Here is a 22,696-nt window from a genome sequence, read left to right on the forward strand (position 1 = left end):
CAGCGCCGGCAAACTGTGTCTTTCATTTCCCGCACGCTGGGCTACCCTAGTGCCGGAACGGAAAAAGACATCAGGGAGAGATCATGTCCGACAAGCAGATCGACAGGATCGTCGCCGAGATCATGGCCCAGGCGCGGGCGCGCAAGATCGGCCGGCGCGGCTTCATGGAGGGCATGCTGGCGACCGGCGCCACGGTAACCGGCGCGAGTGCGCTGTGGGGCAGCAAGGTCGCCGCCCAGACGCCGAAGCGCGGCGGCACCTTCCGCGCGGGGCTGCACGACGGCAACACCGCCGACAGCCTGGATCCGGGGACCACGGAATCGGTCTACATGATCCAGCTGAACCACGCCACGCGGTCCTACCTGACCGAGATCACCAACACCAACGAGCTGGGCCCCGACCTGGCCGACAGCTGGGAGGCGACGCAAGACGACGCCTCGGAATGGCGCTTCGTGCTGAACCCGGACGCCACCTTCCACAACGGCAACAAGGTCACCCCCGAAGACGTCGTGGCGTCGATCAATTTCCACCGCGGCGAGGCGACCGCCTCGGCCGCCAAGGCGCTGCTGACCGATGTCAGCGACGTGAAGGCCGACGGCGACAACGCCGTGGTCGTCACCATGGCGTCCGGCAACGCCGACCTTCCGTACCTGATGTCGGACTACCACCTGGTGATCCTGCCGGCGAAGCCCGACGGCGGCATCGACTGGGAAAGCGGCGTCGGGTCGGGGCCGTACAAGATCGTCAACCACGAGCCCGGCGTGCGCAGCGAACTGGAGCGCCACGACGGCTGGCACCGCGAGGGCGCCTGGTTCGACGGCGTCTCGATGCTGGCGCTGAACGATCCGAACGCGCGCCAGACCGCGCTGATCACCGGCGAGATCGACGCCGTGTCCCTGGTCGACCTGAAGACCGTCGGCCTGCTGCAGCGCGCGCCGGGGGTGCTGATCGACGATGTCGCCTCGGGCGCGCACATCACGCTGCCGATGTTCGTCGACGTCGCCCCGTTCGACGATCTGAACGTGCGTCTGGCGCTGAAGCACGCGATCAACCGGCAGGAGATCATCGACAAGATCCTGTTCGGCCACGGCACCATCGGCAACGACCATCCGATCGCGCCGTCGCTGCCGTTCCACGCCGATCTGGAGCAGCGCACCTACGATCCGGACAAGGCGAATTTCTACCTGAAGGAAGCCGGGATGGATTCGCTGAACGTGCAGCTGTCCTCGGCCGATTCGGTGTTCTCGGGCGCGGTCGAGATGTGCGTGCTGTTCTCGGAGCAGGCGCGCCCCACCGGCATCAACATCGAGGTCGTGCGCGAGCCCAACGACGGCTACTGGTCGAACGTGTGGCTGGTGAAGCCGTTCGTCTTCGTCGCCTGGGGCGCGCGGCCGACGCCGGACGTGATGTTCTCGCTGGCGTACAAGGCCGATGCCGCCTGGAACGAGAGCCACTGGCAGAACGAGCGCTTCAACGAGCTGCTGCTGCTGGCCAAGGCCGAGCTGGACGAGGCGAAGCGCGCCGAGATGTACGCCGAGATGCAGTTGCTGTGCCGCGACGACGGCGGCACCATCGTGCCGGTGTTCAACAACCGGGTGATGGCGCGGCGCGACAACGTCATGCACGAGGACAGCATCGCCTCGAACTGGGAACTGGACGGCGCCCGGGCCTATCAACGCTGGTGGTTCGCCTGATCCGGCGACCGGCCCGGGCGCTGCCGCCCGGGTCCGCCGGCACCGAAGCCTGAACCTGCGCGCCGGCGCCCGTCCGGTGCGCTGGCGCGCGCACGTTCCGAACAAGGGAGATACTGATGAAACGCAAGGGATCGGCGGTCTGGACCGGGGACCTCAAGTCCGGCAAGGGCACCGTCTCCAGCGCCAGCGGGGTGCTGAACGAGAACCGCTACGGCTTCCAGAGCCGCTTCGAGGAGGGGTCGGGCACCAATCCCGAGGAGCTGATCGGCGCCGCCCACGCCGGCTGCTTCTCGATGGCGCTGTCGGGCGAGCTGGACAAGGCCGGCTTCACCGCCGAGCGCATCGCCACCACCGCGACGGTCAGCCTGGAGAAGGGCGACGCCGGGTTCTCGATCAGCGCCGTGCATCTGGACGTGTCGGCGAAGGTTCCCGGCGCCGACGACGCCGCCTTCCAGAAAGCCGCCGAGGGCGCCAAGGCCGGCTGCCCGGTCTCGCGGCTGCTGAACGCCGACATCACCCTGTCGGCGACGCTGGAGGGCTGAGCCGGCCGCGGGGCCGGGGGCTGCGCCCCCGGCCCCGCGCGTCTTCCGCCGGACGGCTCACGCAGCGTTGATGCATCTTCCGGTTTTTCCTGCTAGTTTGTGCGCATGGGCTGCCTTGGCCGCCCAGATCGGCGCCTGCGCCCTGAACCCGCAGGCCGAACCGCATCGTGGCCTCGGCCGCCGGAAACGGAAACCGGAGGGCATGGCATGGTCAAAACGATCGGAAATCCGCTGTCCTGGAGCGTCGGCGCACTGGAGGGGGCCGGTCGCGGCGCCTCTCACCTCGCCGAACGCCTGGGCGGCGTCGAGGAGTCGGGCGTACCGGTGGTGCGAAAGATCGGCACCGAGGACCTGAAGGAGGCGCTGCGCCGCGGCGTCGAGGATTTCGCCGCCTTCCGCTCCGACGTGGTGGCGATCTGCCTGCTCTACCCGGTGATCGGCGGCGTGCTGGTCTGGTTCGCGCTGGACCGGAACCTGCTGCCGCTGCTGTTCCCGATGCTGTCGGGCTTCGCGCTGGTCGGACCGCTGGCCGGGGTCGGGCTCTACGAGATGAGCCGCCGGCGCGAGCGCGGGCTGCACCCGAACTGGGGCGATGCGCTGGCCGTGTTCCGCTCTTCGGCGCTGGCGCCGATCGTCATGCTCGGGATCTACCTGCTGGCGATCTTCGTCGCCTGGCTGTTCGCGGCCTGGTTCATCTACGCGATGACGCTGGGGCCGGAGCCGCCCGCCTCGACCGGCGCCTTCCTGGCCGACGTGTTCACCACCGGCGCCGGCTGGGCGATGATCGTTCTGGGCTTCGGCGTCGGCTTCGTGTTCGCCGTGGTCGCGCTGGCGATCTCGGTGGTGTCGTTCCCGATGCTGCTGGACCGCGACGTCGGCCTGCCGCTGGCGGTCGTCACGTCGGTGACGCTGGTCGCGCGCAACCCGTGGACGATGGCGCAATGGGGGCTGGTGGTCGCGCTGTCGCTGGCCCTGGGCGCGATCCCGGCGCTGCTGGGGCTGGCGCTGGTGGTGCCGATCCTCGGCCACGCCACCTGGCACCTCTACCGCCGGGCGATCGACTTCGAGGCTCCGAACCCGAAGCCGAACCCGGACCCGGCGCCCGAGTGAACCTGGCCGCGGGCGCCGCTCAGGCGCCCGCGCTGCCTGCGGCCTCGCCGATGTTGTCGCGGCCGCGTTCCTCCAGCAGGTTGCTCAGCCAGTCCGGATCCATCTCGGGGACCGAGCTGAGCAGCAGGTCGGTATAGGGATGGTGCGGCGGCCGGAACATCTGGTCCTTGGGGCCGGATTCGACCACCTCGCCCTCCTTCATCACCACCACCTCGTCGGCGATCGCGCGCACCGTCGCCAGATCGTGGGTGATGAACATGAAGGCCAGGTCCAGCTCCTTCTGCAGCGTGTCCAGCAGCCGCAGGATGCCCTCGGCGACCAGCTGGTCCAGCGCGCTGGTGACCTCGTCGCAGATGATCAGCTCGGGCCCGGCGGCCAGCGCCCGGGCGATGCCCACGCGCTGCTTCTGCCCGCCCGACAGCTCCGACGGCAGGCGGTGATAGAACTTCGACGGCGACATCTCGATCTGGTCGAGCAGCCCGTCCACCTGCTTCTTCAGCGCCGCGCCGCGCAGCCCCTGGTAGAAGCGCAGCGGCCGGCCGATGATCTGGCCGATGGTCTTCTTCGGGTTCAGCGCGGTGTCCGCCATCTGGTAGATCATCTGCACCTGGCGCAGCTGCTCCTTGCTGCGGTCCTGGTAGCGCGGGGGCAGGGGGGTGCCGTCCCACAGGATCTCGCCCTCCAGCGGCGGCAGCAGGCCGGTGATGCAGCGCGCCGTGGTCGACTTGCCCGAGCCCGATTCGCCGACCACCGCCACGGTACGGCCGCGGTGGATGTCGAAGCTGACGCCATCCAGCACCCTGGTGTCGCCATAGGCGGCCGAGACGTTCCGGACCGACAGCAGCGGCGTGGTGCCCTCGGGCGGGCGCGGCTTCTGCTCGCGCTTGAAGCTGCGCACCGCCCACAGCGACTTGGTGTAGTCCTGCTTCGGGTCGGACAGCATCTCGCGGGTCGGGGCCTCCTCGACCTCGTCGCCGCGCAGCAGCACCTTGATGCGGTCGGCCATCTGCGCCACCACCGCCAGATCGTGGGTGATGTACAGCGCGGCGGTGTTGAACTGGTCGACGATGTCGCGGATCGCGGCCAGCACCTCGATCTGCGTGGTCACGTCCAGCGCCGTGGTCGGCTCGTCGAAGATGATCAGGTCGGGCCGGCAGCTCATCGCCATCGCCGTCATCGCCCGCTGCAGCTGCCCGCCCGAGACCTGGTGCGGATAGCGGAAGCCGATCTCGTCGGGGTTGGGCAGGCGCAGGCGGCGGTACAGCTCGATCGCGTCGGCCTCGCTTTCCCTGCGGCTCATCAGGCCGTGCAGCACCGGCGCCTCGGCGTGCTGGTCGATCAGCTTGTGCGCCGGGTTGAACGAGGCCGCCGCCGACTGCGCCACATAGGCGATGCGGCTGCCGCGCAGGGCACGCTTCTCGGCCTCGCTGGCCGAGGTCAGGTCCATGCCGTCGAACTCCACCTCGCCGCCGGCGAAGCGGCAGCCGTCGCGGGTGAAGCCCATGGCCGCCAGGCCGATGGTCGACTTTCCGGCGCCGCTCTCGCCGATCAGGCCCATGACCTCGCCGCGGTGCAGCTGCAGGTCGATGCCGTGGACGATCTCGAACCACCTGTCGTCGGCGAAGCCCTCGATCCGCAGATCGCGGATGTCCAGCAGCAGATCCTTGTCCTTCGCCATGGTCTACTCCTTCAGCCCCGAGGAGATGTGCAGCATCCAGTCGACCACGAAGTTGACCGCCACCGTCAGCAGCGCGATCGCCGCCGCCGGGATCAGCGGGGTGATCGCGCCGAAGCTGATCAGCGTCGCGTTCTCGCGCACCATCGAGCCCCAGTCGGCGGTCGGCGGCTGGATCCCGAGGCCGAGGAACGACAGCGCCGAGATCGCCAGGAACACGAAGCAGAACCGCAGCCCGAACTCCGCCGCCAGCGGCGCGGTGACGTTCGGCAACACCTCCTTCATGATCACGTACCAGGTGCGCTCGCCGCGCAGCCGCGCCGCCTCGATGTAGTCCATCACCACGATGCCGCCGGCGACCGCGCGCGCCAGCCGGAAGATCAGCGGCGCATAGAGCAGGGCGATCACCAGCGTCAGGTTGCGCACGCTCGGCCCGGTGATGGTCAGCAGCAGCAGCGCGAAGATCAGCTGCGGGATCGCCAGCAGCGTGTCGACGATGCGGCCCAGGATCTGGTCGACCCAGCCGCCCATGCTGGCCGCGATCAGCCCGGTCAGCGTGCCGATGACGAAGGCGATGGCGGTGGTCACCAGCGCGATGCCGACGGTGTTGCGCGCGCCGAAGATCAGCCGGCTGAACAGGTCGCGCCCCAGCTGGTCGCCGCCCAGCAGCATGGTCTCGTCGGCGGGCTGGAACGACGCGCCGACCACCTCGGCCTCGCCGTAGGGGGCGATCGCCGGGGCGAACACCGCGGTCAGGATGTAGACCGCGATCACCAGCATGCCGAAGACCGCGGTCAGCGGCGCGGTCTTGATCAGCCGGGCGCCGCCCTCGGGCAGCAGCAGCGCCAGGCTCTCGCGGACCATATAGGAAATGCCGGCCGCCGCGGCCAGGATGCCGGCGCCGATGCTGATCGACTTCAGCACGCCCGGCCCCATCATCATCGCCGCCAGCCCCGAGACGCACAGCAGCACGAACATCAGCAGCAGCGGGCCGCGGCGCTGCAGCATGCCGGCGATGACGCCGCCCAGGATCAGGACCGCGAAGAAGGCGAGGGTGAACCAGCTCATGTCGTCGCCCTCACTTCGGGTGCCGCAGCCGCGGGTTCGACAGGATGGCGCCGACGTCCGCGATCAGGTTGAACAGGATGAAGGTGGCCGCGAAGACCAGGCAGCTGGCCTGGACCACCGGGAAATCGCGCTTGGACACGCTGTCCACCAGCAGCTGGCCGACCCCCTGGTAGACGAACACCACCTCGACCAGCACCACGCCGGTGACCAGGTAGGCCAGGTTCAGCGCCACCACGTTGATGATCGGCGCCAGCGCGTTGGGCAGCGCGTGGCGCAGGATCACGCGCCGGTTCGGCACGCCCTTCAGCCGCGCCATCTCGATGTAGGGGCTGGCCAGCAGGTTGATGATCGCCGCGCGCGTCATCCGCATCATGTAGGCGGTGACCACCAGCGCCATGGTCAGCGCGGGCAGGGTGCTGCGGTAGATCCGCGTGCCGAGGTCCATCTCGGGGGTGACGTTGGCGATCGCCGGGAACCACGGGTTCTGCACCGCCATGAACACGATCAGGATGTAGCCCAGGAAGAATTCCGGGCTCGAGATCGACACCAGGCTCAGCGCGTTGGCGACCCGGTCGTAGATCGAGTTGCGCATCAGCGCCGCCAGCACGCCCAGGCCGATCGCCAGCGGCACCGAGATCAGCGCCGCCATGCCGGCCAGGAACAGCGTGTTCAGGAACCGCGGACCCAGCTGCTCGGCCACCGAACGCTTGTTGGCCAGCGAGGTGCCGAAATCGCCCTGCAGCGCGTTGCCGAGCCACTGGAAGTAGCGGATGTAGGCCGGCTGATCGAGCCCGAGCTGGCGCCGCAGCTCGGCCACCGTCTCCTCGGTGGCGCTCTGGCCCAGGATCTCCTGCGCGACGTCGCCCGGCAGCAGCTCGACCGCGCCGAAGATGATGATCGACACCACCAGCAGGGTGCCCAGGCCCAGAAGCAGGCGTTTTCCGATCAGCGGCAGGACACCGTTCATTCTTGCGCGTCTCCGTCGTTGCGTGCAGGCGATCGTCCGGGGAACGCAAGCCTAGCCGCAACCGTCATCCGGAAACAACCGTTGTGCGGGCATGGCGACCGTTGCCCGGGGCGAGGGTGATCCGATCGCCGCACAGCTAGCCGCACAGCTAGCCGCACAGCAAAGTCCGATAATCATTATTATGTTAAATACGCCGATTGACGGAAGCACTGGACTGCGGTTCGCAAACTCAACAACATGTCCGGAAATGTCGACAGCCCGTTGCAAGCCGATCCTGATCGCCGGACCGACCGCGTCCGGCAAGTCTGCCCTGGCGCTGGCGCTGGCGGAGCGCATCGGCGCGACCGTGGTCAATGCCGATGCCCTGCAGGTCTATGACGCGTGGCGGATCCTGACCGCGCGGCCGTCCCCGGACGAGGAAGGCCGCACGCCGCACGCGCTGTACGGACATGTGCCGCCGGAAACCGCGTATTCCGTCGGCGCCTGGCTGCGCGAGTTGAAGCCGCTGGTCGATGCCGGCACGCCGCTGATCATCGTCGGCGGCACCGGGCTGTACCTGTCGGCGCTGACCCGCGGGCTGGCGCCGGTGCCGCACACGCCGCCCGAGATCCGCGCCGAGGGCGACCGCCTGCGCGAGGATCGCGGGCTGGACGCGTTCCGCGACTACCTGCGCCGGCACGATCCGGCGCTGCACGCGCGTCTGGACCTGAACAACGGCATGCGCCTGCAACGCGCCTGGGAGGTTCATCGCGCCACCGGAACGCCCCTTTCCGAATGGCAGAAGAAGACGCCGGAGCCAATGATTTCAAAGCGCAACGCGGTGAAGTTGAAGCTTGAAAGCGACGCCGGATGGCTCGCCGACCGGATCGAGGCCCGGTTCGAGGCGATGATTGGCGGCGGCGCGCTGAACGAGGTCGCGGCGGCGCAGGACTGGTGGGACGAAGGCCTGCCGGCGTCGCGCGCGCTGGGGGCGCCCGAACTGATGGCGCATCTGCACGGCAAGCTGACGCTGCAGGAAGCCGTCGATCGCGGCGTGGTCGCGACCCGGCAGTACGCCAAACGGCAGCGCACCTGGTTCCGATCGAACATGCACGACTGGACCCCGGTCGAGGCCAGGTCGGCCGCCGATCCAGACACGGCAGATTGCATCATTTCAATGCTTTAGAAGAGTTCCCTGAACTTCTTCTGCTGCCGCTCGGTCCATTGCACGGACAGCGCGAAGCCGGTCTCGTCCTGGGTCTCGTCCAGCACCACGTCCTGCTCGTGCAGCCAGGCGCGCGCCCTGCCCTGGACAAACTCCAGGTGCAGCCGGTCCTCGGTCACGGGCTCGCCCAGAACCTCGTCGATCGCCGCCACCAGCCGGTCGATGCCCTCGCCGGTCACGGCCGACAGCGTCACCCGGCGCGCCTGGCGGTCGCTCTGCCGCCCGAGCCGGGCGCGCGCCTCGTCGTCCAGCAGATCGACCTTGTTCAGCACCTCGACGATGGTTTCCTGCCGCGCCTCGTCGATGCCCAGTTCGTTCAGGATCGCGTAGACGTCCTCGGCCTGTTCCTCGGACTCCGGGTGCGCGATGTCGCGCACGTGCAGGATCAGGTCGGCGTCCAGAACCTCCTCCAGCGTGGCGCGGAACGCGGCGACCAGCTGCGTCGGCAGGTCCGAGATGAACCCCACCGTGTCCGACAGGATCACCCGCCGGCCGCCCGGCAGGGTGATGCCGCGCATCGTCGGATCAAGGGTCGCGAACAGCATGTCCTCGGCCAGCGCCCCTGCCCCGGTCAGGCGGTTGAACAGCGTCGACTTGCCGGCGTTGGTATAGCCGACCAGCGCGATCACCGGGAACGGCACCTTCTTGCGCCCGGCGCGGTGCAGGGTGCGGGTCTTGACCACCTTGGCCAGCTGCTTGCGGATCTGGACGATCCGCTCGTTCAGCGCGCGGCGGTCCGACTCGATCTGCGTCTCGCCGGGACCGCCGACGAAGCCCAGGGCGCCGCGCTGGCGCTCGAGGTGGGTCCAGCTGCGCACCAGCCGGGTCTTCTGGTATTCCAGATGCGCCAGGTCGACCTGCAGCACGCCCTCGCGGGTCTGCGCGCGCTCGCCGAAGATCTCCAGGATCAGCCCGGTGCGGTCGAGGATCTTGACCTTCCAGGCGCGCTCCAGGTTGCGCTGCTGGACCGGCGACAGCGGGCCGTCGACGATCACCAGGCCGATGTCCTCGGCCTTGCAGCTTTCCGCCAGCTCGTCGACCTTGCCCGGCCCGAACAGGGTGCCGGGGCGCGGCCGCGGCACCGGCACCACGAACGCGTCGACGAGCTCGAGCTCGTCAAGCGCCTCGGTCAGGCTGACTGCCTCGTCCAGGGCGCGTCCGGGAGCGCGGCGCGTCTGCGTGCCGGTCAGGTGCGGGTGCAGGACGCGCGTGCGCACTCAGGCCCCGTTGCCTTCGCCCTCGTAAAGCTGGACCGGCTGCGAGGGCATGATCGTCGAAATCGCATGCTTGTAAACAAGCTGGGACTGGCCATCGCGGCGCAGCAGCACACAAAAGTTGTCGAACCAGGTGATGACGCCCTGCAGCTTCACGCCGTTGACCAGGAAGATCGTGACCGGGATCTTCGCCTTGCGGATGCTGTTGAGAAAGGCGTCCTGCAGATTCTGTTTGTCGGCAGCCATTTTTTATAAGCCTTGTTTCTGGTTTGCCCGCTGACGGGCATTATCGTTGTCGCAATCGTTGTCGCACGCCTAGGTATGGGGTTTTCCCGGCGGATTTCCAGAGGCAATCGCCACAAAATATGTGCAGTGCAACAAAATGCCCTCACCGGCGCCAGAAATCCGGGTTCAGCAGCGACACGAACACCAGCACCTCGACGCGGCCGAACACCATCGCCACGCTCAGCACCGCCCGCGTCGCCGGGTCCAGCGCGGTGTAGCTGAATTCCGGGTTCAGCAGCTGCGCCGCCGGGCCGGTGTTGCTCAGCGCCGCCACCGACAGCGCCAGCGCGTCGTCGAAGTTCTGGCCCAGCGCGGTCAGCACCAGCAGCAGCAGGCTCATGCCCAGCAGGAACATCATCAGGAACACCCAGGCGATCAGCGCGCCCTCGCGGCGGATGCGCCGGGCGGTGATCCCGGCGCCGCCGACCGAGTTCGGGTGGATCAGGCGCTGCATCTCGCGCACGCCATGCTTGTAGAGCGCGTAGACCCGCAGCAGCTTGACCCCGCCCGCGGTGGTGGCGACGCCGCCGCCCACCAGGCACAGCAGCAGCAGGATCAGGCCCGGCGTCTCCAGCCCCGACCAGTCGCGCGCCTCGGCCCAGTCGCGGCTTTCGAAGCCGGTGGTCGACAGGAACGACAGCACGTTGAACAGCCCGCCCCACAGCGCCGTCGCGGCGGCGCGCAGATTGCCCTGTTCCTCGACGTCGACGGCGCCGAAGAAATGCCGCGCGAACAGCAGCCCCGACACCGACAGCACGATCACCGCCGCCAGCCGGTACTCCGGGTCGCGCAGCGGTCCGCGGCCGGACTCCGAGCGCGACAGCTGGATCGAGTTGCGGCTGAGCGCCAGCAGCAGGAACAAGAAGATCAGCACCTCGCCGGCATAGCCGGACTTCGCCTCCGACAGGCTTTCGAGCGGCGTGATCGCGCTGGTCGACATCACCGACATGGCATGGCTCAGCGCCACCAGCAGCCGGTCGCCGGCCAGCAGCAGGCCGAAGGTCAGCACCGCGGTCAGCGCCGCGTAGACCGGGGCGACGTTGCGCGCGTGGTGCCACAGCCGCTCGCCGGTGCCGCCGCCGCCCAGCGACTGCCGGCGCAGGCTGCGGCCGGGCGCGATCGCGGCCTCCAGCTCGAAGCCGCCCAGCTTCATCGGCTCCAGGATGGCGACGGCGACGACCAGGATCAGCAGGCCGCCGGCCCAGCCGCAGATCGCGCGCCACAGGTGCACCGACTCGGGCACCGTTGCCACGTCGGACAGCACGGTGGCGCCGGTGGTCGTCAGGCTGGACATCATCTCGAAATAGGCCTGGCCGTAGCTGATCGACGGCACCAGCAGGCTGACCGGCGCGGCCATCACCGCCGGCAGCAGCGCATAGGCCAGCAGCAGCCGCACCAGCACCGCGGTGGACGAGGCGGGCGCCGCCCGCGCCGCCAGCGCCAGGCCGACCATGACCGCGATCACCGCCGACAGCGCGCCGCTGTAGAAGAACGCCCGCGCCGCACGCCAGTCCTCCTGCCAGATCGCGTGCGCCAGCGGCGCCAGCATCAGCACGCTGGTGATCAGCACCAGGTTGACCGTGGTCGGAAATCGGAGGCCGGTGCGTTGCATCGCGGGCCGGTCAGAAATAGTCGAGGCTGACCTGAAACAGCCGCTCGACCTCGGCCACGTCCTTGGACAGCGCGAAGACGGCGACGGTGTCGCCCTCCTCGATCAGGGTGTTGCCGCGCGGCAGGACCATCTTGCCGCGCTTCTGCACCGCGCCGACCAGCGCGCCCTCGGGCCACTCGATGTCGCGGATCTGCCGCCCGGCGATCGGCGAGGTGCCCAGCACCATCGCCTCGATCACCTCGGCCTCGGCGTCGCCGACCGAATACACCGCCTGGATCCGGCCGTGGCGGATGTGGCGCAGGATCGAGCTGACGGTGGTGGCGCGCGGGTTGATGAACGCGTCGATGTTCAGCGGCCGCTTCAGCGTCGCCAGCGTCGGATCGTTGGTCAGCGAGATCGCCAGCGGGCAGCCCTCGGTCTTGGCGCGCACGCAGGTCAGCAGGTTGGTCTTGTCGTCGTCGGTCAGCGCCAGCAGCGCGTCGGCCTTGCTGAGGTTGGCCTCCTCGAGCATCGACAGGTCCAGCCCGTCGCCGTGCAGCACCACGGTCCGGTTCAGCGCGTCGGCGGTGGCCTCGGCGACGTTGCGGTCCAGCTCGATCAGCTTGACGCGGCGCTTGATCGGCGCCTCCTCCAGCGCGCGCGCCACCGCCAGCCCGACGTTGCCGCCGCCGATGATGATGATCCGCTCGGACTTGCGGTTGCGCTTGCCGAAGATCTCCATCGTGCGCTCGACGTCCTCGGTGGCGGCGAACACGTAGATCTCGTCGCCGGCGTACAGCTGGTCGGCCGGTTCGGGCGCGAACAGGGTCTCGTCGCGGCGGATGCCGACCACCACCGCGCGCAGGGTCGAGAACAGCTCGGTCAGTTGCCGCAGCGGCGTGTTCAGCACCGCGCAGTCCGGCTCGATCGCCAGCCCCAGCAGCTGCGCCGCGCCGCCGAGAAAGCTTTCGGTGTCGAACGCCGCCGGCGCCGCCAGCCGGCGCAGCGCCGCCTCGGCGACCTCCTGCTCGGGGCTGATCACGACGTCGATCGGCAGGTGGTCGCGGCGGTAGAGATCGGCGTAGATCGCATCCAGGTAGGATTTCGAGCGCAGCCGCGCCACCTTGCGCGGCACCGAGAAGATCGAGTGCGCCACCTGGCAGGTGACCATGTTCACCTCGTCGGACTGGGTCGCGGCGATCAGCATCTCGGCATCGCGGGCGCCGGCGCGCTCCAGCACGTCGGGGTGCGAGGCGAAGCCGGTCACCCCCTGCACGTCGAGCCGGTCGATCAGCCGCCGTACCAGCACGTCGTCCTGGTCGACGACGGTGACGTCGTTGTCCTCTTTCGCCAGATGGCGCGCCAGCTGGCCGCCGACCTGGCCGGCGCCGCAGATGATGACCTTCATGAAGGGGCTTTCACAGGCTGCTTTCGATGTCCGCCGTGTCGGCAATCCGCGCGCCGCCGCGTGCGGTGGTGATGACGTTCAGCGATTTCAGCTTCCGGTGCAAGGCCGAGCGCTCCATGCCGACGAAACTTGCCGTGCGCGAGATGTTCCCGCCGAAGCGGTTGATCTGCGCCACCAGGTACTCGCGCTCGAACTGCTCGCGCGCCTCGCGCAGCGGCATGCCGGCGAACATCGCCGAGATCAGCGAGCCGGCGCCATCGCCGCCGGCGCTGCTGTTCTCGGCCGGGAATTCCGCCGGGTCGATGGCGCCGCCGTCCGGGCCCAGGATCAGCGCCCGCTCGATCACGTTCTTCAGCTGTCGGATGTTGCCGGGCCAGGACATGGTCTGCAGATGCGCCTCGGCCTCGGACGACAGCTCGCGCAGCGGCAGGCCCTGGGCGGCGTTCAGCTCGAAGATGAAATGCCGCGCCAGTTCGGGGATGTCGTCGCGGCGCGCGTCCAGCCCGGGCACGTCGATCGGCACCACGTTCAGCCGGTGGTACAGCTCCTCGCGGAACGTGCCCATGGTGATCAGCGATTTCAGGTCCTTGTTGGTGGCCGAGATCACCCGCACGTCGACCCGGACCGTGTCCGAGCCCCCTGCCCGCTGGAAGCTCTGGTCGACCAGCACCCGCAGGATCTTGGACTGGGTGCCCAGCGGCATGTCCGCGACCTCGTCGAAGAACAGGATGCCGCCATGGGCCTGCTCGAACAGGCCCGGCTCGTGGCCGCGCTCGGGGCTGTTGCGCCCGAACAGGACCTCCTCCATCCGCTCCGGCTCGATCGAGGCGGACGAGGCGACCACGAACGGCCCCTTGGCGCGCTCGGATTTCTGGTGGATGTAGCGCGCCGCGACCTCCTTGCCGCAGCCGGCGGGGCCGCTCAGCATCACCCGGCCGTTGCCGCGCGCAACCTTCTCCAGCTGGCTCTTGAGCGCGCGGAACGCGGCCGAAGTGCCCAGCATCTCCTGCGCCGCGACCTCGCGGGTGCGCAGCTCGGCGTTCTCGCGCCGCAGCCGGCTGGTCTCGATGGCGCGGGTGATCACCACCATCAGCTGATCGATATTGAACGGCTTCTCGATGAAGTCGTAGGCGCCCTGCTTGACCGCAGCGACGGCGATCTCGATGTTGCCGTGGCCCGAGATGATGACCACCGGGACCGACGGGTTGTCGCGGCGCACCGACTTCAGGATGTCGATGCCGTCGTGCTTGCTGTCCTTCAGCCAGATGTCGAGGATGACCAGGTCCGGCGGCTCGCGGTTGATCTCGGCATAGGCGCTGTCGCTGTCCCAGGCCAGGCGCACGGTGTGGCCCTCGTCCTCCAGGATGTCGCCGACCAGCTCGCGGATGTCGCGCTCGTCGTCCACGACCAGTATGTCACCCATCTCCTCGTACCCCCTTGAGAAATTTCATCCTGTTCAATTCGGCATCCATCCGTTCAGGCCACCTCGGCCCGGTCCGGCACCACCCCGTCCTGGCCGATCGGCAGCAGGATCCGCGCCTCGGCGCCGTGGTGTTCGTCGTCGTTGAAGCTGGGCGCATCCATCAGCTCCAGCCGACCGGCGTGTTCCTCGATGATCTTGCGCACGATCGACAGCCCCAGCCCGGTGCCCTTCGACTTGTGCGTCACATACGGCTCGAACAGCCGCGAGCGCTGCGCCGGCAGTCCCACGCCGTTGTCCTGGATCTGGATCAGCAGCGCGCCGTAGGTGTCGGTCACGATCACCCGCACCTCTGGCGCAAAGTCCTCTGGCTGCTGTTTTTCCACATATTCGTCAATTGCTTCGCAGGCGTTCTTCAGAAGGTTCGTCAGCGCCTGGTTGATCATCGTCTCGTCGATGCTGGCCTCGATCGCGCCGTCCGGGGCCTCCAGCACGAAGCGGATGTCGTGCCGCGCGCCTTCCTGCAGCAGCACCGCGTCGCGGATCACCCCCATCAGGTCTGCGCGGCGCCGCTCGGGCGCGGGCATCCGGGCGAACTTCGAGAACTCGTCGACGATCCGGCGCAGGTCGTTGGTCTGGCGGATGATCACGTCCGAGTACTGCTCCAGCGTCTCGCGATCCTCGCCGACGCGGGGGCCGAACTTGCGGCGCAGCCGCTCGGCGGACAGCTGGATCGGGGTCAGCGGGTTCTTGATCTCGTGCGCGATGCGCCGCGCCACGTCGCCCCAGGCGGCCATGCGCTGCGCGCTGACCAGGTCCGAGACGTCGTCGAAGGTGACCACATAGCCCTCGACCTGGCCGTCGACGCCGGCGCGGGTGGACATCCGCACCAGCAGCGTCGCCTCGCCGCCCGAGCGGATCATCCGCACCTCGGACTGCGAAACCGCGCCGATCTCGCGCTCCAGCTTGTTGTAGAGCCCGGCGAACTCGGGCACCGCCTCCTCCAGCGAGACCTCGCCGGGGCGGATCGTCTGCAGGTCGAGGATTTCGGTCGCGGCGGCGTTGATGGTCTCGATCCGGCCCTCGGCGTCCAGCCCGATCACCCCCGCGGTGACGCTGGTCAGGATCGAATCGAACAGCCGCCGGCGGCGCTCGGTCTCGGCGTTGGCCTCGACCAGCGCGTCGCGCTGCCCCCGCACCTGGTAGGTCATCCGGTTGAACACCCGGCCCAGCATCGAGATCTCGTCGTCGCCGCCGTCCTCGGCAACCTGCACGTCCAGATCGCCGGCGCCGACGCGCTGCGCCGCCTCGGCCAGCTTGCCGACCGGGCGCGACAGCCGCTCGGCGAACCACAGCCCCAGCCAGATCGCCGCCAGGATCACGATCGCGGCGAACACCAGGTAGATCAGCGCGAACTCGAACAGCAGCCGGCCGCGGTCGCGCTCCAGCTGCTGGTACAGCGTCACCGTCTCCTGGGTCTCGTCGAGCAGCTGCAGGATCTCGCCGTCGACGTCGCGGGTGACGTACAGGAACCGGTCGACGAAGGCCGGCAGCGCCACCAGCGCGCGGAACTCGAAGTTCGGCGGATCCTCGATGATCACCGTCTCGCCGGCGCGGGCGCGGTCGATCTGCTCGGGCGTCGGCCGCTCGTAGTCGAACAGGTAGCTGCGCTCGCCGCGGGCGCGCAGCTGGCCGTCGCCGTCGATCACATAGGCTTCGGGCAGCTCGCGCGGCATCTGCAGCTGGCCGCGGTTCAGCAACTCCCGGAACTGCGCCGGCGAGATCAGCGGAAAGCGCTCCTTCTGGTCGTTCAGGAACCGCGCCAGCAGCTCGGCGTCCTCGGTCAGGTTCGAGCGGTGTTCCTCCTCGTAGGCCTGCGCCGCGGCCAGCGAGTTGCCGACCACGTTGCGGACCCGGTCCGAGAACCAGCCCTCGAGCCCGAAGTTCAGCGTCAGTGTGGCGAACACCGCGACCAGCACCGTCGGCACCAGCGCGATCAGCGCGAACACCCCCATCAGCCGCATGTGCAGCCGCGAGCCGGCCGACTTGCGCCGCCGCGCCGAGATCGTCACCGCCACGCGCTGCGCCACCAGCCCCAGCACGACCAGCACATAGACGAAATCCAGCAGCAGGATCGGCCGCAGCACGTCGACCAGCACGACGCCGTCGTGGTTCAGCGCCAGACCGGTGGCAAGCGCCAGCACCGGTCCCAGGAACACCAGCGCCAGCGTCAGCGCGTTCCGCGCGCGCCGCGTGCGCAGGGCCTCCAGGGCCAGGGATGAAAGGCGGAAGGTCTGGCTCTGTTGCACGTAGGGTACAGACACGTGTTCTGACGGTGACTGTGGCGACCCTACATCATTTTCTTTCCGCGTGTCACCGAAATGTCGAGCTCCTGGATCTTTTTCCGCAGCGTATTCCGGTTGATCCCCAGCAGCTCGGCGGTGCGCACCTGGTTGCCGCGCGTGGCGGCCAGCGACAGCGCGATCAGCGGCAGCTCGACCTCCTTGATGATGCGCTCGTACAGCCCCGGCGGCGGCAGGTTGTCGCCGTGCAGGTCGAAATACCGCTTCAGGTGCGATTCGATCGCCTGGCTCAGCTTCTGGCCGTGCTCGCCGCGCGGCGCGGCGACCGAGCTGGGCCGCGCCTTGATCTCCAGCTGCACGACCGCGGCCGAGATCACCTCGTCCGGGCACAGCACCGCCAGGCGCTTCATCAGGTTCTCCAGCTCGCGCACGTTGCCGGCCCAGTCCAGCTTGCGCAGCTCGTCCAGCGCCTCGTGACTGATGGTCTTGCGCGGCAGGCCCTCGGCCTCGGCGTTGCGCAGGAAGGCGCGGGCCAGGTCGGGGATGTCCTCGAGCCGGTCGCGCAGCGGCGGCAGGCGCACGGGGACGATGTTCAGCCGGTAGAACAGGTCCTCGCGGAACCGGCCCTCGTTGACCAGCTGGCGCAGGTCCTGGTGGGTGGCGGCGATGATCCGGGCGTTGGCGATCAGCGTCTCGCGCCCGCCGACGCGGCTGAACTCGCTGTCCTGCAGCACCCGCAGCAGCCGGGTCTGCGCCGCCAGCGGCATGTCGCCGACCTCGTCCAGGAACAGCGTGCCGCCGGCGGCCTGCTCGAACTTGCCGGCGCCCTCGGCGCCCTTCATCTGCGCGGTGCCGAACATCTCGACCTCGATCATGTCGGGCGGGATCGAGGCCATGTTGATCGCCACGAAGGCGCCGTCCTTGCGCAGCCCGAAGGTGTGCAGCGCGCGGGCGACCAGCTCCTTGCCGGTGCCGCTCTCGCCCGAGATCATCACCCCCAGGTCGGTGGTCATCAGCCGCGCCATGATGCGGTAGACGTCCTGCATCGCCGGCGAGCGGCCGATCAGCGGCAGCTGCTGCTGGCGGTCGTCGGCGGCCTCCTCGGCGGCGGGCTGGGCCAGCGGCCGGCGCTGCCGGTTCAGCGCCTTGTTCACCTGGCTCAGCACCTCGCGCAGGTCGAACGGCTTGGGGATGTATTCGTAGGCGCCGACCTCGGTCGCGCGGATCGCGGTCATCATCGTGTTCTGCGCCGACATCACGATCACCGGCAGGTCCGGGCGCTTGCGCTGGATCGCCGGCAGCAGGTCCAGCGCGTCGCCGTCGGGCATCATCACGTCCGAGACCACGCAGTCGCCCTCGCCCTCCTCGATCCAGCGCCACAGCGTGCTGATGGTGCCGGTCGAGCGCACCCGGCAGCCGGCGCGGGTCAGCGCCTGGCTCAGGACGGTGCGGATCGTGCGGTCGTCGTCGGCGACGATGACGGTGCCTTCCATTCAGGCGACCTCCTGCTGGGCATCGGCCGCGCCGGTCATCAGCGGCAGGCGGATGCGGAATTCGGTGCGGCCGGGCTGGCTGTCGACCTCGACCACGCCGCCGTGGTCGCTCAGCACCTTGCTGACAAGCGACAGGCCCAGTCCCGAGCCGTTGGCCTTGGAACTGACGAAAGGCTCGAACACGTCGCGGATCAGCGATTCGGGAATGCCGCCGCCGTTGTCGACGATCGACACCAGCAGCGGCAGGCTCTCGGCGCGGCGGCCGGGCAGCGACAGCTTGACGCCGGGCTGGTAGCCGGTGCGGATCCGGATCACACCGCCCACGGCCGGGCAGGCCTCGGCGGCGTTCTTGAACAGGTTCTGGAACACCTGGATCAGCTGGTCCGGATCGCCCAGCGTCGGCGGCAGCGACGGATCGTAGCTTTCGATGAAGCGGACATGGCGGGCAAAGCCGGCCTCGGCGGCGCGCTTGGCGCGGTCGATGACGTCGTGGATGTTGACCGGGTTGCGCGCCGCCGGGCGGATGTCGCCGAACGATTCCACCCGCTCGACCAGCTTGCCGATGCGGTCGGTCTCGGCGCGGATCAGCTCGGTCAGCTCCTGGTCCTCCTCGCCGAGGTTCATCGACAGCAGCTGCGCCGCGCCCGAGATCCCGGCCAGCGGATTGCGGATCTCGTGCGCCAGCATCGCCGCCATGCCGGTGACCGAGCGCGCCGCCGAGCGGTGCGACAGCGACCGGTCCATCTGCTCGGCCATGCCCAGCGGGTGGAACAGCAGCAGCACGGTGCCGGTGCCATCCTGCACCTGCGCCGCGTGCAGCGTGTAGGGCCGCTGCGGGCGCTCGGCCCAGCCGACCTCGACGTTGTACTGCACCACCGAGGCGACGCCGGCGCGGGTCTGGCCGATACTCTCCATGATCGGGCTGTCGGCGCCGACGAACGCGGCCAGCGGCCGGCCCTGCATCTGCCGCACCGACATCGAGAACGCGTTCTCGGCGGCGCCGTTGCACGACAGCACCGCCGCCTCGGCCGAGATCAGCACCGCCGGGTAGGGAACGGCGCTCCACAACGGATCGCTGTGCAGGTTCATGCGGCTTCCCTCTCGCAGGCCGGGTCCAGCCGGCGCAGCGCGGCGACGGCGGCGCGCGGCGTGGCGGCGGTCAGCGCCTCGCGGCGCAGCGCCCGGGGCGTGTCCAGATCGTCCATGTACCAGCCTAGGTGCTTGCGGGCGCAACGCAGGCCAAGCTCGGTGCCGTAGAACGCCAGCAGCGCCTCGTGGTGGGCGCAGATCATCTCGATCCGCGCCGCGCCCTGCGGGACATGCGGCGCCGGCCCCTGCCCCAGCCCGTGCGCGATCTGCGCCAGCAGCCACGGCCGCCCCTGCGCGCCGCGCCCGACCATGACGCCGACCGCGCCGGATTTCTTCAGCGCCAGCGCGGCAGTCGCCCCGTCCACGATGTCGCCATTGGCGATCACCGGCAGGTCCACCGCGTCGACCACGGGCCGGATCGCGGCCCAGTCGGCACGGCCCTTGTAGAACTGGCAGCGGGTGCGGCCGTGCACCGTCACCATCGAAACGCCCGCATCCTGTGCCCGCCGCGCGATGCGGTCGGCGTTGTGACTGCGATCGTCCCAGCCCAGCCGCATCTTCACCGTGACCGGCACATCGACCGCGCCCACCACCGCCTCGATCAGGCTCAGGGCGTGGTCCGGTGTGCGCATCAGCGCCGAGCCGGACAGCCCGTTCGTCACCTTCTTCGCCGGGCAGCCCATGTTGATGTCGACGATCCGCGCACCCATGTCAGCGACCATGCGTGCGCACTCCGCCATCCAGCGCGCCTCGCGCCCGGCGATCTGCACCGCGGTGCCCTCGAGCCCCAGGCCCAGCTCGGCCCGGGCGCGGGCCTGCGGCCGCGCCTGCACCATTTCCTGGCTCGCGACCATCTCGGACACCACCAGCCCGGCGCCGAAGCCCTGGACCAGGCGCCGGGTCGGCAGATCGGTGATTCCGGCCATGGGTGCCAGAAAAACAGGCGATTGCAGGTTTTCTGATCCAACGCTCGGGGACAACTGCTCAAACCTTGTGCAACGATACCGCCGGTTTAGCGCAAGCGCGCGGCGTCGGCAATCCACTTGTGCCGGGCCCCGGCTTCGCCCTAGATGGCGCGCAAAACCCGGAGACGCCATGCACTTCGCCGCCCTGATCGTCGCCGCCGGGCGCGGCGCCCGCGCCGGCGGGCAGATCCCCAAGCAGTACCGCACGCTGGCCGGCCGGCCGGTGCTGGCGCGCACGGTCGCGGCGCTGGCCGCGCATCCCGGCTGCACCGCGGTCCAGGTGGTGATCTACCCCGGCGATGCGGCGCTGTACCGCGCGGCCGCGCGGGAGTTGCCGAAGTTGCTGCCGCCCGTGCCCGGCGGCGCGACGCGGCGCGCTTCGGTGCTGGCGGGGCTCGAGGCGCTGGAGCCGCACGCCCCGGACCGGGTGCTGATCCACGACGCCGCGCGCCCGTTCGTTACCGCGGCGGTCATCGACCGCGTGCTGGCGGCGCTGGCACCGGACCGGGCGGCGTTCCCGGCGCTGCCGATCGTCGATGCGCTGTGGCGGGCCAGCGACGGCATCGTCGCCGCGCCGCAGCCGCGCGCGGACCTGTGGCGCGCGCAGACCCCGCAGGGCTTCCCGTTCGCACCGATCCTGGCCGCGCACCGGGCGGCCGACGGCGATGCCGACGACGACGTCGCCATCGCCCGCGCCGCCGGGCTGCCGGTCGCGGTGGTTCCCGGCGACGGCAACAACTTCAAGATCACCCTGCCCGGCGACTTCGACCGCGCCGAGCGGCTGCTGCAACAGGAGGCGCGGTCCGCGGCGATGGATGTGAGAACCGGCAACGGCTACGACGTGCACGCCTTCGGGCCCGGCGACGCGGTGACGCTGTGCGGCGTCGCGATCCCGCACGAGCGCGGCCTGAAGGGCCATTCCGACGCCGACGTCGGCCTGCACGCGATCACCGACGCGATCTTCGGCGCGCTGGCCGAGGGCGACATCGGCCAGTGGTTCCCGCCCTCGGACCCGCGGTGGAAGGGCGCCGACTCGCGCCGGTTCCTCGCCAGGGCGGTGGAACGCATCGCCGCACGCGGCTTCCGCCTGACGCATGTCGACTGCACGCTGATCTGCGAGCGGCCGAAGATCGGCCCGCACGCGGCGGCGATGCGCGCGCAGGTGGCGCGGATCTGCGGCATCGACGCGGACCGGGTCTCGGTCAAGGCGACCACCTCCGAGCGGCTGGGCTTCACCGGCCGCGGCGAAGGCATCGCCGCGCAGGCCACCGCGACGCTGGTGTCGGCATGATCCGCGCCATCGCCAGCGTCGGCTTCGTCGGGCTGATCCCGTTCGCCCCCGGCACCTTCGGCTCGCTGGCGGCGCTGCCTGGGGCCTGGGTGCTGCATGCGCTGGGCGGCTTTCCGCTGCTGGCGGCGGCGACGCTGCTGGTGTTCGTGCTGGGGCTGTGGGCGGTCGGCAAGCTGCCGCCGGGCAGCGATCACGATCCGTCCTGGGTGGTGATCGACGAGGTCGCCGGCCAGTGGATCGCGCTGTTCCCGCTGTCGGCGGGGCTGTGGTATGCCGGCGCGGCGCCGTGGACCTTTCCCTGGCCGGGCTGGGTCGGCGCGTTCCTGATGTTCCGGCTGTTCGACATCTGGAAGCCCTGGCTGGTGGGCCGCGCCGACGCGCTGCCGGGGCCGCTGGGGGTGATGCTGGACGACGTCGTCGCGGGCGTGCTGGCGGCGCTGGCGGTCGCGCTGGCAGCCGCGGTCGCGCACGGGGCGTTCGGCGCATGAGCGCCGCGGCGCAGGTGCTGGACGCCTGCCGCGCGCGCGGCTGGATGCTGGCCACCGCCGAAAGCTGCACCGGCGGGCTGGTCGCCGCCGCGCTGACCGAGGTTCCCGGCAGCTCCGACGTGCTCGAGCGCGGCTTCGTCACCTATTCCAACCGCGCCAAGACCGAGATGCTGGGCGTGGCGCAGGCCACGCTGGACGCGCACGGCGCGGTGTCCGAGCAGACCGCCGCCGAGATGGCCGCCGGCGCGCTGGCCGGCGCCGGCGTCGATCTCGCCGTCTCGGTCACCGGCGTCGCCGGCCCCGGCGGCAGCGCGCACAAGCCCGAGGGGCTGGTCTGCTTCGGCCTGGCGCTGCGCGGCCGCCCGGTGCAGACCCGGCGCGTCGCGTTCGGCGCGATCGGCCGCGCCGGCGTGCGCGCGCGCTCGGTCGGGATTGCGCTGGACTGGCTGCTGCAGGCCGCCCGCGCCGGCTGATCGCTCCGGCGCCGGTCTCAGCGCGCCGGCGGGATCGAATAGGTCAGGCTGGCCTGCGCCACCGGCGCCGCGTCTCCCGCCCGGTCCCGCGCCGAATACAGCAGCACGTCGCCCACGCTCAGCGTGCGGCCCAGCTTCAGGATCCGCGCCTCGGCTCGGATCGGTCCGGGCGCCGGCTTGCGCATGAAGTTGATCGTGGCGCTGGTGGTGACGGTCAGCGCCTGCGTGCCGATCATCGCCAGCGTCGCCATGTAGAAGGCGCAGTCGGCGGCGGTGAACATCGCCGGGCCCGACACCGTGCCGCCGGGGCGCAGTTCGGCCTCGCCGACGCGCATCTCGCAGACCAGGCGGCAGGGCTCCAGCGACAGGATGGTGAAGCGGCCCTCCATCTGCGGGAACACCTCGGCCAGATAGGC

20 protein-coding genes are annotated in these 22,696 nt (G+C 69.9%); 7 read left to right on the forward strand and 13 right to left on the reverse strand.

The features are described 5' to 3' along the window. Positions 1-83: 83 nt before the first annotated feature. The 3 genes from GE300_RS17705 to GE300_RS17715 all read left to right on the forward strand — a co-directional run bounded on the left by GE300_RS17705 (position 84) and on the right by GE300_RS17715 (position 3,346). Entirely contained in the window at positions 84-1,694 is a 1,611-nt protein-coding gene (locus GE300_RS17705; RefSeq protein WP_154448531.1) for an ABC transporter substrate-binding protein, read from the forward strand. A 116-nt stretch (positions 1,695-1,810) separates the two neighbouring features. Further along, on the forward strand, positions 1,811-2,236 hold the full coding sequence (locus GE300_RS17710) for an OsmC family protein (protein WP_154448533.1): 426 nt from the start codon (positions 1,811-1,813) through the stop codon (positions 2,234-2,236). A gap of 207 nt (positions 2,237-2,443) precedes the next feature. After that, positions 2,444-3,346 carry a DUF2189 domain-containing protein gene (locus GE300_RS17715; RefSeq protein ID WP_154448535.1) on the forward strand — a complete coding sequence of 301 codons (903 nt, stop codon included), beginning with the start codon at positions 2,444-2,446 and terminating at the stop codon, positions 3,344-3,346. A gap of 19 nt (positions 3,347-3,365) precedes the next feature. Here the strand turns inward: GE300_RS17715 and GE300_RS17720 are convergent, their stop codons facing one another. The 3 genes from GE300_RS17720 to GE300_RS17730 all read right to left on the reverse strand — a co-directional run bounded on the left by GE300_RS17720 (position 3,366) and on the right by GE300_RS17730 (position 7,056). Further along, entirely contained in the window at positions 3,366-5,024 is a 1,659-nt protein-coding gene (locus tag GE300_RS17720; RefSeq protein WP_154448537.1) for an ABC transporter ATP-binding protein, read from the reverse strand. 3 nt (positions 5,025-5,027) lie between these two features. Further along, positions 5,028-5,885: an ABC transporter permease gene (locus GE300_RS17725; RefSeq protein ID WP_407647734.1), complete on the reverse strand. Its 858-nt coding sequence runs from the start codon at positions 5,883-5,885 to the stop codon at positions 5,028-5,030. Between the two features lie 214 nt (positions 5,886-6,099). Further along, complete coding sequence (locus tag GE300_RS17730) at positions 6,100-7,056, reverse strand: ABC transporter permease (protein ID WP_154448541.1); 957 nt, start codon at positions 7,054-7,056, stop codon at positions 6,100-6,102. A 247-nt stretch (positions 7,057-7,303) separates the two neighbouring features. On the opposite strand from GE300_RS17730, the gene miaA reads away from it, so the two are divergent. Continuing rightward, positions 7,304-8,221 (forward strand): tRNA (adenosine(37)-N6)-dimethylallyltransferase MiaA, encoded by a 918-nt coding sequence (gene miaA, locus GE300_RS17735; RefSeq protein ID WP_154448543.1) that lies wholly within the window; start codon positions 7,304-7,306, stop codon positions 8,219-8,221. Here miaA and hflX read toward each other — a convergent pair. The 9 genes from hflX to dusB all read right to left on the reverse strand — a co-directional run bounded on the left by hflX (position 8,218) and on the right by dusB (position 20,043). Continuing rightward, on the reverse strand, positions 8,218-9,477 hold the full coding sequence (gene hflX / locus GE300_RS17740; RefSeq protein ID WP_325063304.1) for a GTPase HflX: 1,260 nt from the start codon (positions 9,475-9,477) through the stop codon (positions 8,218-8,220). The two genes, miaA and hflX, sit on opposite strands and share 4 nt — an antisense overlap. Continuing rightward, entirely contained in the window at positions 9,478-9,720 is a 243-nt protein-coding gene (hfq, locus tag GE300_RS17745; RefSeq protein WP_154448545.1) for an RNA chaperone Hfq, read from the reverse strand. A gap of 142 nt (positions 9,721-9,862) precedes the next feature. Continuing rightward, a complete protein-coding gene (locus GE300_RS17750; protein WP_154448547.1) occupies positions 9,863-11,371 on the reverse strand; it encodes a potassium transporter TrkG in 1,509 nt (502 codons plus the stop codon). 10 nt (positions 11,372-11,381) lie between these two features. Then, complete coding sequence (gene trkA / locus GE300_RS17755; protein ID WP_154448549.1) at positions 11,382-12,758, reverse strand: Trk system potassium transporter TrkA; 1,377 nt, start codon at positions 12,756-12,758, stop codon at positions 11,382-11,384. Between the two features lie 10 nt (positions 12,759-12,768). Then, the gene (gene ntrX / locus GE300_RS17760; protein ID WP_154448551.1) at positions 12,769-14,181 is read right to left on the reverse strand and encodes a nitrogen assimilation response regulator NtrX; all 1,413 of its coding nucleotides are present in this window, start codon (positions 14,179-14,181) and stop codon (positions 12,769-12,771) included. A gap of 53 nt (positions 14,182-14,234) precedes the next feature. Further along, complete coding sequence (locus tag GE300_RS17765) at positions 14,235-16,487, reverse strand: sensor histidine kinase NtrY-like (RefSeq protein ID WP_325063307.1); 2,253 nt, start codon at positions 16,485-16,487, stop codon at positions 14,235-14,237. 41 nt (positions 16,488-16,528) lie between these two features. Continuing rightward, on the reverse strand, positions 16,529-17,974 hold the full coding sequence (ntrC, locus tag GE300_RS17770; protein WP_154448554.1) for a nitrogen regulation protein NR(I): 1,446 nt from the start codon (positions 17,972-17,974) through the stop codon (positions 16,529-16,531). Next, positions 17,975-19,063 carry a two-component system sensor histidine kinase NtrB gene (locus GE300_RS17775; RefSeq protein ID WP_154448556.1) on the reverse strand — a complete coding sequence of 363 codons (1,089 nt, stop codon included), beginning with the start codon at positions 19,061-19,063 and terminating at the stop codon, positions 17,975-17,977. Further along, positions 19,060-20,043: a tRNA dihydrouridine synthase DusB gene (gene dusB / locus GE300_RS17780; protein WP_154448558.1), complete on the reverse strand. Its 984-nt coding sequence runs from the start codon at positions 20,041-20,043 to the stop codon at positions 19,060-19,062. Before dusB ends, GE300_RS17775 begins: the two co-directional genes overlap by 4 nt. Positions 20,044-20,158: 115 nt before the next feature. Here dusB and GE300_RS17785 point away from each other — a divergent pair, with 115 nt between their 5' ends. From GE300_RS17785 to GE300_RS17795, 3 genes are read left to right on the forward strand one after another with little or no spacing between them, the layout of a single operon-like run. Continuing rightward, the gene (locus GE300_RS17785; RefSeq protein WP_154448560.1) at positions 20,159-21,319 is read left to right on the forward strand and encodes a bifunctional 2-C-methyl-D-erythritol 4-phosphate cytidylyltransferase/2-C-methyl-D-erythritol 2,4-cyclodiphosphate synthase; all 1,161 of its coding nucleotides are present in this window, start codon (positions 20,159-20,161) and stop codon (positions 21,317-21,319) included. Beyond that, on the forward strand, positions 21,316-21,807 hold the full coding sequence (locus GE300_RS17790; RefSeq protein ID WP_154448562.1) for a phosphatidylglycerophosphatase A family protein: 492 nt from the start codon (positions 21,316-21,318) through the stop codon (positions 21,805-21,807). The genes GE300_RS17785 and GE300_RS17790 overlap by 4 nt, the downstream gene beginning before the upstream one ends. Beyond that, positions 21,804-22,280: a CinA family protein gene (locus tag GE300_RS17795; protein ID WP_154448564.1), complete on the forward strand. Its 477-nt coding sequence runs from the start codon at positions 21,804-21,806 to the stop codon at positions 22,278-22,280. The genes GE300_RS17790 and GE300_RS17795 overlap by 4 nt, the downstream gene beginning before the upstream one ends. A gap of 17 nt (positions 22,281-22,297) precedes the next feature. Here GE300_RS17795 and GE300_RS17800 read toward each other — a convergent pair whose 3' ends face one another. Then, a complete protein-coding gene (locus GE300_RS17800) occupies positions 22,298-22,669 on the reverse strand; it encodes a PaaI family thioesterase (protein WP_154448633.1) in 372 nt (123 codons plus the stop codon). Positions 22,670-22,696 lie beyond the last annotated feature (27 nt).

This window comes from Halovulum marinum (assembly GCF_009697225.1).
GTDB lineage: Bacteria > Pseudomonadota > Alphaproteobacteria > Rhodobacterales > Rhodobacteraceae > Halovulum > Halovulum marinum.